This window comes from Candidatus Aegiribacteria sp., assembly GCA_021108435.1.
Lineage (GTDB): Bacteria > Fermentibacterota > Fermentibacteria > Fermentibacterales > JCC-6 > Aegiribacteria.
The window spans coordinates 1-8,240 of the sequence record JAIOQY010000056.1; the positions used below are offsets into that span (position 1 = coordinate 1).

Genomic DNA, 8,240 nt, shown 5'->3' on the forward strand with positions numbered 1-8,240 from the left:
AGAGAATTTGTTGTCAGAGAAAGAGCTATGTGGGCTGAAGCGGAGAAAATCGCCAATTTTCTGGAAATGGCTGCTGCGAAACGTTAGTGTTCACAACCTCAGCCCTTTAAATATTGACAGCGCAGGATTACTCCCGTTATTATTGTATTTGGAAGGGAATAACTGTCGGATAGGCGGTGTTGAGCGTTATCCTTATTGTTTAAAAAGAGGGACATTTCATAACAAACGTTCAACTGCGAAGTAAAAACAATATACACCAAAGGAGGAATAATGTTGTCAATCAGAACGATGCTTGTACTTGTTGTTATTGCTGGTACGGCAATGTCCTGGGAAGATGTTTCTATTCCCAATGCAACCTTTGCTTTAAGGGATGTCTCTTTTGTCAGTCCGGAAGTTGGCTGGGTGGCGGGAGATGGCGGGGCAGTTTATAAGACAGTAAATGGAGGAGATTCCTGGATTAAGCAGTCACCATTCACCAATGATGAATGTGATGTTCAGGCGGTGGATTTTATAAACCCGCAAGTCGGATGGATAGCAACAGAAGGAGGATACATATATAAAACTTCTGATGGTGGAGACGAATGGGTTGAAGAATACCACTATGATGAAGAGTATATTGCATTTAGAGATCTTGAAATGTCTACTTTATTTGATGGATGGGCATGCGGACAACGCGGGGCTGCGTCCGGTATTATTTTCCAGTACGGTATGACTGGCTGGCATAAGGAAATGTCAGGAGGTCACTACATTCTCGAGATATACTCTCATGGTGGTCAGACAAATGTATTCAGAGTAGGTGACAATGATCTCAGAAAGAGGGTATTAGTTGATCCAGGTCCACCTCCTGATTATCTGTGGCGAACAATAATTCCTGGTGTGTTTAGAAACATTGATTTCTGTCATCCTGGTAGTTTGCTGGGTTGGGCAACTTACAAAGCTGGGTTCGATGGATATTATACTATGGATGGAGGAATGCACTGGTCAGAGGATATTAGCGGCTTTAAAGCGAGTGATGTTACTTGCATAGATACATCAGAACTGGTTCCAATGGCATGGGGAATTGACCAGGATGGCTATATTATAAATTCTATTTATAGCACAATAACAGGTGAATGGAGTGACTGGGCATTCTGTTATAATCCGCAATATCCGATCAATACCATCTGCAGTGTTGAAGGTCCGGATGGATCGGCTTACATTTATGCGGTCGGTAATAATGGGGGAGTATATAAGGGAGTAGAAGAGGCTTCATTCAGATACAGCTCTGAAACCGAAGCAAACGATTACAACAGTTGTATAACATCCGCCAGGTATGTTGGAAAAACAAACGGTCAAGTACAGATAGAGATATGTCTTGCTCAGGATTCGGATATTCATTTTAGAATATATGATGTAACCGGAAGATTACTGACAAACATATACCCGGGTACAATGCAGACAGGCACAAACAATATCTATATTGACACTGTCAATGATGCAGGAGAAGCAATGCATCCAGGAGTATATCTATGCAATATCGAAGCGGGAAATGAACAAACATCACTTCCTTTTGTCCTGCTGAAATGAAGTAGCCTGCACATTAAGAAAGATATGTACCTTTCTTATCCTTTATGAATGAGAAAGGTACATATTCGCAATATGAGATTTCAAGTACACAAAATGAGCGATTCTAACTGCTTCTGATCCTGGCTCTCCAGCCTCCTGATCCACGGTTGAAATTTGGTTTTTCCATTGCGATTAATTGTTCTTTCAATTTCAGTATACATTAGTTGCAGGAATTTTCAGATTTGTTGTTCGCAACAAGTTCAGGATAGAGTTTTTTCATGCATTCGGGGCATAGACCGTGGCTGAACAGGGCTTCCGAATGGTCGGAAATGTAGGATTCTATCTGTTCCCAGTATCCATTGTCATCACGTATCTTCTTACAGGATGAACAGATCGGAAGGAGTCCGCTGAGGTGCTTCACTTCACCAAGAGCACTCTTCAGGTCTTCGTTCGTCCTCGCAAGCTCTATGTTCCTGAGCCTGTTGATCTCTGTTTCTCTTTCCTTCTTATCGGATTCATACTTCACCCGCAGTTCATTAACCTTACGACTGCTGTCTTCAGTGTATATCTCATCATTAAGTGTTTTGTACTTCTTAAGAAATTTAAGCGCTTCCCTGAAATTCCCTATCATCTCGCAGACCTCGGAATAGGATTGATATACATTCCTCCGTATTCCGGGAGAGTCAATATTATCCATGTACGACAGTCCTTTTCCTGCGTATTCATAAGCCTCTTCAAATTTGCCTGTACTCGCATAGCTCAAGCTGATGGAAAGAAGCGTCTGGGAAGCATCATGTATGTCTCCTTTTTCCTCCTCGATCTCAAGTGCTCTGAAAAAACAGTTAAGCGCATCTTCGTGATTATTCAGATCATCATGAATCATACCGATATTGGTGAGAACACGAGCAATTTTCCATACCTCACCAAGATCAAGCCTTATTTCCAGAGTTCTCTGATAATACTCCAGTGCTCTCTCCAGTTTGCCTGATCGACGGAAGATGCTTCCTGCGTTGTTGAGAGAATTGGCGAGATTCGTGAGACAGCCGTGTTTTTCAGATATTTCAATTGCTCTTTTACAGTAATCAAGAGCGGTACTTTCATCGTTCAAGTTGCTGTAAATGATACTGATATTATTCAGTAATGATGATACTTTCAGAATTTCATCCGATTCCTCAAGTATTCGGAGTGACTTCAGAAAATAATCGAGAGCTCTGTCAATATTTGAAAGCTTATAGTAAATAATGCCAATTCGGTTGAAAGTATCCGATCTGCTTACTTCGTCCTTGGTTGTATCAGTTATTTCAAGATTCTTCAATCCGTATTCCAGAGCTGTCTGATACTCTCCGATACACTGATAGGCCCAGCAGAGTTCATTCAGTATTATTGATTCAAGTTTTTTGTCCACGTTTATTTCAAGCAGCTTCAAACCCTGTTCCCCGAATTCAATAGCTTTTCTGCGATCTGTTTCCCTGTATGCGACAGACAGATCCGCAAGAATCCTGACACGATCCAATCCGTCTGCTCCAGAGAGCTTCTTCTTCAGAGCTTCAGTATCCTGACTGACTGCCAAATCGGTCACTTTTGCCTTTCAGATCTGCAGGGTCGGACATAACAACGTACACTTGTTATAGCAACTATAAATTGCCTGATTTACTTTTATATATACTATTCATAAGTTATTGCGCTCATATCATTATATTATCAGCTTATACGTGTTTCACAAGTGTACGTTGTTATGTCCGACCCTGAATACCGTCGAAATACCCCTTCCATATACATGGTATCAGACCGGGTTTCTGCGAGAAAAGAAATTTGAATGTTTTAATAATCAATACGGCACTGATGTAAAAATAGAAAATAGCCCTCACACCGGGGCCGAGCATTTTCCGAGAAAGAATCATTCTGTTCCTCTCTGAAAAGTAGACTGCAAGAGGTGATAATTCCCCTCCGCTTCCTGACGCAACATGATGAATAACCTCTCCCGCCGGAAGAAGCCATATCGAATACCCCGCGAGTGCAACTTTCCGGCAGAGATCGGCATCTTCGTAGTACATGAAAAAATCATCCCGGAAACCGCCGGTCTGCTCGAAAAGCTCCGTTCTTATCATCATGGCGCACCCTGAAGCGAAATCCATTCTAACCGCTTTATTCGGAAGATCAATCCTCGAAGAATAAATCTTCTGGTCAAATCTCATCTTCCATGGAATGAATCTGCCCCCCGCGCTCCATATCAGTTCCGGTGCCGATGCGTAGTATACGGGTGGAGTCACGATGCCGGCTTCCGGATTTTCCTTTAGAAATTCAGCAAGATTTAAAACTGTACCGGGAGTAATTTCGGCGTCGTTGTTCAGGAACAGGGTAAACTCAGCTTTATCCTGCCTGGAAATCAGAAAACCCTCGTTGTTGCCTCCGGCAAAGCCGGTGTTCTCGCTCATTCGCTTGAACCGAACACCTGTGCTTTTCTGAACCCATTCCGGAGCTTCTTCTTCGGAATTGTTATCCACAAGCGTTACTCTGATATCCACTCCCTCGGACCGCCTAAGGGAATCAAGACATTTTCTGGTAAGCTCCCACTGACCGTAATTAACGAGTACAACAGCTACTTTCAGCAAGATACCTCCGTTTTTCATCAAATTATATCCTGTCAGTACTGCAGCAAGGAATATAACTGCCAGCTGGAAATTTTATAACACCGATAGGATTATTGTGAAATACCATCCAAACCCATAAAGAGGAAATAGCATGAACACAGAAGATATCACTCGAAGCAGATAGTGAAGGCCTGCAAGTCTGACGAGGATTACATTGCCTGTTACTATTATGCTCTGAGATCTTCCGGGAACCAGGAGTTTCTGGCTACGATGGTTTCCTGAGATCCAACTTCAGGGGAGAGATGTGTCCTTATGCTGGGTTTGCGATGAACATCAGTTGAACAAAACATTGACAGGGAATACTTCTAGTGAAATAGTCTTTTTAGGTGAAAAATTCATGAAAATCATGACAGATGAGCTATATTGGGAGTTAATCAAGGAATAGTGGAAAATCCAACAATTCTTACACTCGCTTCTTTAGTCAGCACAGATGTTGTATCAACGGTAGAGATTGAATCTGTTAACCGTCAAACTCCCCCAATAGTGCGAATGATGCCTCCACCTGGATTTGTTGAGATTGCTCCGGGTCGTTGTCGAATAACAGCATATCCCCTAGAACTTATGAGAGAACGATACGGAAATAGCGTTCTCATAGGAGATATAGAACCATATCCTGCGATAACCAAAGAAGAAATTATCTGGTGGATTGAAAAGAACCGCGGATTGAGATATTACATGTGACCTAGCATTAACAGGATCTTAGTATAAACTGATTGGACTGTTGCTACTATGAAAGTTCTGATAACAGGAGGTGCCGGTTTCATCGGCTCACATCTGGCAGACCTGCTCCTTGATAGCGGATATGAAGTTCGTGCTCTTGATAACCTTGACCCCCAGGTTCACGGAGTTGGTCAGGTCAAACCTGATTACCTCTCTCCGGCCGTTGAACTTATTGTTGGTGACGTCAGAAACCATTTGGATGTCCAGCAAGCTCTTGAAGGTTGTGATATTCTTGTTCATTTTGCTGCAGCTGTCGGTGTTGGGCAATCGATGTACGAAATCGAGAGGTATACTTCGGTCAATTCCATTGGAGCGGCAGTAGTCCTCGAAGAAGCGGTCAAGGTCCGCCACAGTCTGTCCAGAATGCTGGTTGCCAGCTCCATGTCAATCTACGGGGAAGGTTTGTATCTCTGTCACAGTTGTGGAGAATTTGCTCCGAAGCTCAGGACTTCAAGGCAGCTTATGGAGAGAAACTGGGAAGTGATCTGTCCGAAGTGCGGGGAAAGCGGTGAACCCATTGCGGTTCCCGAAACAAAACCCCTTCACCCAACATCCATATATGCTGTTAACAAAAGGAGTCACGAAGAGGCTTTCCTCGCCATCGGAGAAGCATACGGCATACCGGCTACTGCTCTTAGATTCTTCAACGTGTATGGAACCCGGCAGGCTTTGTCGAACCCCTATACCGGTGTCGGAGCGATTTTCGCGTCAAGACTTCTCAATGACCATCCACCTGTGATCTTCGAAGACGGTGCTCAGAGCAGGGATTTCATACATGTGAAGGACATTTCAAGGGCATGCCTTATGACCCTTGAGAACATTGATTCCAGTGGTCTGGTGCTTAATGTGGGCACCGGCTCTCCTACAACCATACTGCAGATCGCGGAGGCGATCGCGCTGGAACTGGGCAAGCCTGTGAACGATATCATAGTGCGCAACGAATTCAGGGCGGGTGATATCAGGCATTGTTTTGCCGATGTATCTTTGTGTTCGAATGTTCTGGGGTTCAGGGCGGAGATAGATTTCAGGGAGGGGGTGTCCGATCTCTGTTCGTGGGTTGCCACCACCACTTCATCGGACCTTGTTGACAGGGCTACTTCTGAGCTGCAACAACGGGGTCTGACTCGTTAAAGGACAATGTATTTTCTCGGAGGTATGTCAATCCGGCTTCAGGTCATTAGTATTTCAAAATACAGGATTCACTTCGAAAATCTGTTATCCATACCATTGACCGTAGAAAGTTTTAGGAAGTATCATCCGCTTCAGGTGAAGAAATCTACATTGACAGAATAGGTGTGGAATGAAAGAACTTTCAGTTGTTATCCCTTCAAAAAATGGAGCCGGAATTCTTCAGAAGCATCTGGGTGCAATTGTAGAGGAAGTACAGACTGCTGACGGTGAGCTATTTGTTGTGAATGACTGCTCCGAAGATGATACACAGGAAAGGATATCAGCGAAATTTCCATTTGTGAAACTTATTGAGCGAACCGGTGAACCAGCATTCTGCAGAGCAGTCAACTTGGGGATGGGAATTGCTTCAGGGAAGTACTTGCTTCTCCTGAACAACGATACGATACCGGAAAGGGGTAGCTTTGCGGCTTTGCTTGATTCATTGAAGAAAACCGACGACTCGATTGCAGTTGCAGTGCCGTCCATACCGCGACCTGACGGTTCCGATGACAGTGCTTTCCGCTGGCTTTTCAGAAGGGGGCTTGCGGTCACAGGACAATTTTCTCAAGGGCAACTTTATCCCTCCGGCGCATGTGCTCTTTGGAAAAGAGACGCCTGGGATAAGCTTCAGGGCTTTGACTGTAGATATGCGCCTATATACTGGGAAGACACCGATATGGGAGTAAGAATGCATAATTCCGGATACAGTATACTGAGATGCCCTGAGATAACCGTAAAGCACATGCACGCGGAAACCATGGGAGCTTCCCCTGAAACCTGTTTACTGAGGGAGAGAAATCGTTTTATCTTCATGGAAGTTAATTGCAGCGATCCGGGTATGGCTATCAGGACCGCGTTCTGGCATCCTCTGCATATGACGTATGCTGTGATAACGGGGAACAGGGCTTTCACTGAAGGCTATAAGGCCTACAGGAGGTGGAGGCAAAACCGGTATTCTCTCTCAGACGCCTGAACCGAATCCCGTTGCATTTCTGAACCCTTTCCGGAACTTCTACTGCGGAATTGTTATCCACAAGCGTTATTCTGATATCCACTCCCTCAGATCCCTTGAGGGAATCAAAGCACTTCCGGGTAAGCTCCCACTGACCATAATTGACAAGTACAACAGCAACTTTCAGCAAGATTCCTCCGGCTCCTAAGCAAATTATTTCAAGCCAGGCAGCAGTGATAAATATAACTGCCAGATGTGGATGTCATGACACCGATAAGATTTTCGCGTAACCATACAGGATGCCGGTTCCTGATTATGGTCTATGCCTGCTCAGCAGGCGTGGTTATGTTTTACCAGTAAGTTGTTCCATGGATTTGATGCAAAACACGGTCTTCGACCGGGAGGGAGGGAGTCTAAAAATGAACCTGTCTGAAAAAAACTATGTTGTCGTGCTGACTGTGCTGGCCTTCGCACTCTTCATGGCATCGTGCGGAAGCGATACTACCGGGCCATCCGAATCTGGCCTGTGGTTCGGATGGGCGGTTGGGGCACCGGTCGATTCGTATGCTTTTATCATCGCCACCGGTGACGGGGGTATCAACTGGAACCGGCAGGGATTAAGCTCCGGTATCCCGAATGTGGAATTGGAGTGCGTCAGAGCGCAGGATTCACTCACTGCCTGGGCGGTGGGAGATGTTGCAAACGGTTACGGCACGATCCTGAAAACGGTCGATGGCGGAACTACCTGGATAAGGCAGGGCTCCTCGTCGAACATTCCTGCTAAGGGTCTAAATGGTATCAGCCTTCTTGACGGGAATACCGCATTCGTCGTGGGGATAGACAATACCATTCTTTACACCTCCAACGGCGGCGGCACATGGGTCTCCATGTCTGATCCGGCATACGATGGTTTCGACTACGACTGCGTCTACGCCGTGGACCACTCGGTGATCTGGGTAGTCGGCGGTACCGAGCATTACGGCATCATCCTCCGATCTGCGGACGGGGGGAATACCTGGGAGAGCCAGGGTGACTCGCTTCTCCTGGATGAATTCCCGTTAATCTGCGTGAGTGCAATTGACGTCTCCAACGCCTGGATTGTCGGCCACGGTTACACCGTAGCTTCAACCTCCAATGGAGGAAGCAACTGGGAACTCAGGGTTCCCGATGGATTGCAGCGGACCACGCAGAGCCCTGACGCC

Annotated in this window: 7 protein-coding genes; 5 read left to right on the top strand and 2 right to left on the bottom strand. The window is 45.4% G+C overall.

Annotated elements, in window-relative coordinates; translation table 11 throughout:
• The first annotated feature begins 270 nt into the window (after positions 1–270).
• Positions 271–1,566: a hypothetical protein gene (locus K8R76_03325; GenBank protein ID MCD4847203.1), complete on the top strand. Its 1,296-nt coding sequence runs from the start codon at positions 271–273 to the stop codon at positions 1,564–1,566.
• Positions 1,567–1,765: 199 nt separating this feature from the next.
• Here K8R76_03325 and K8R76_03330 read toward each other — a convergent pair whose 3' ends face one another.
• Complete coding sequence (locus K8R76_03330) at positions 1,766–3,124, bottom strand: tetratricopeptide repeat protein (GenBank protein ID MCD4847204.1); 1,359 nt, start codon at positions 3,122–3,124, stop codon at positions 1,766–1,768.
• A gap of 154 nt (positions 3,125–3,278) precedes the next feature.
• Entirely contained in the window at positions 3,279–4,157 is an 879-nt protein-coding gene (locus K8R76_03335; GenBank protein MCD4847205.1) for a glycosyltransferase family 2 protein, read from the bottom strand.
• Positions 4,158–4,580: 423 nt separating this feature from the next.
• On the opposite strand from K8R76_03335, the gene K8R76_03340 reads away from it, so the two are divergent.
• From K8R76_03340 to K8R76_03355, 4 genes are all read left to right on the top strand, one after another.
• Entirely contained in the window at positions 4,581–4,877 is a 297-nt protein-coding gene (locus K8R76_03340) for a hypothetical protein (GenBank protein MCD4847206.1), read from the top strand.
• Positions 4,878–4,925: 48 nt separating this feature from the next.
• The gene (locus K8R76_03345; protein MCD4847207.1) at positions 4,926–6,047 is read left to right on the top strand and encodes an NAD-dependent epimerase/dehydratase family protein; all 1,122 of its coding nucleotides are present in this window, start codon (positions 4,926–4,928) and stop codon (positions 6,045–6,047) included.
• Between the two features lie 169 nt (positions 6,048–6,216).
• A complete protein-coding gene (locus tag K8R76_03350) occupies positions 6,217–7,059 on the top strand; it encodes a glycosyltransferase family 2 protein (protein MCD4847208.1) in 843 nt (280 codons plus the stop codon).
• 398 nt (positions 7,060–7,457) lie between these two features.
• Positions 7,458–8,240 (top strand): hypothetical protein (locus K8R76_03355; GenBank protein MCD4847209.1); only part of this gene is annotated, 783 nt, incomplete at its 3' end.

Coding starts and splice junctions, on each gene's coding strand:
- K8R76_03325 (MCD4847203.1), top strand. CDS start 271: ATGTTGTCAATCAGAACGATGCTTGTACTTGTTGTTATTGCTGGTACG.
- K8R76_03350 (MCD4847208.1), top strand. CDS start 6,217: ATGAAAGAACTTTCAGTTGTTATCCCTTCAAAAAATGGAGCCGGAATT.
- K8R76_03345 (MCD4847207.1), top strand. CDS start 4,926: ATGAAAGTTCTGATAACAGGAGGTGCCGGTTTCATCGGCTCACATCTG.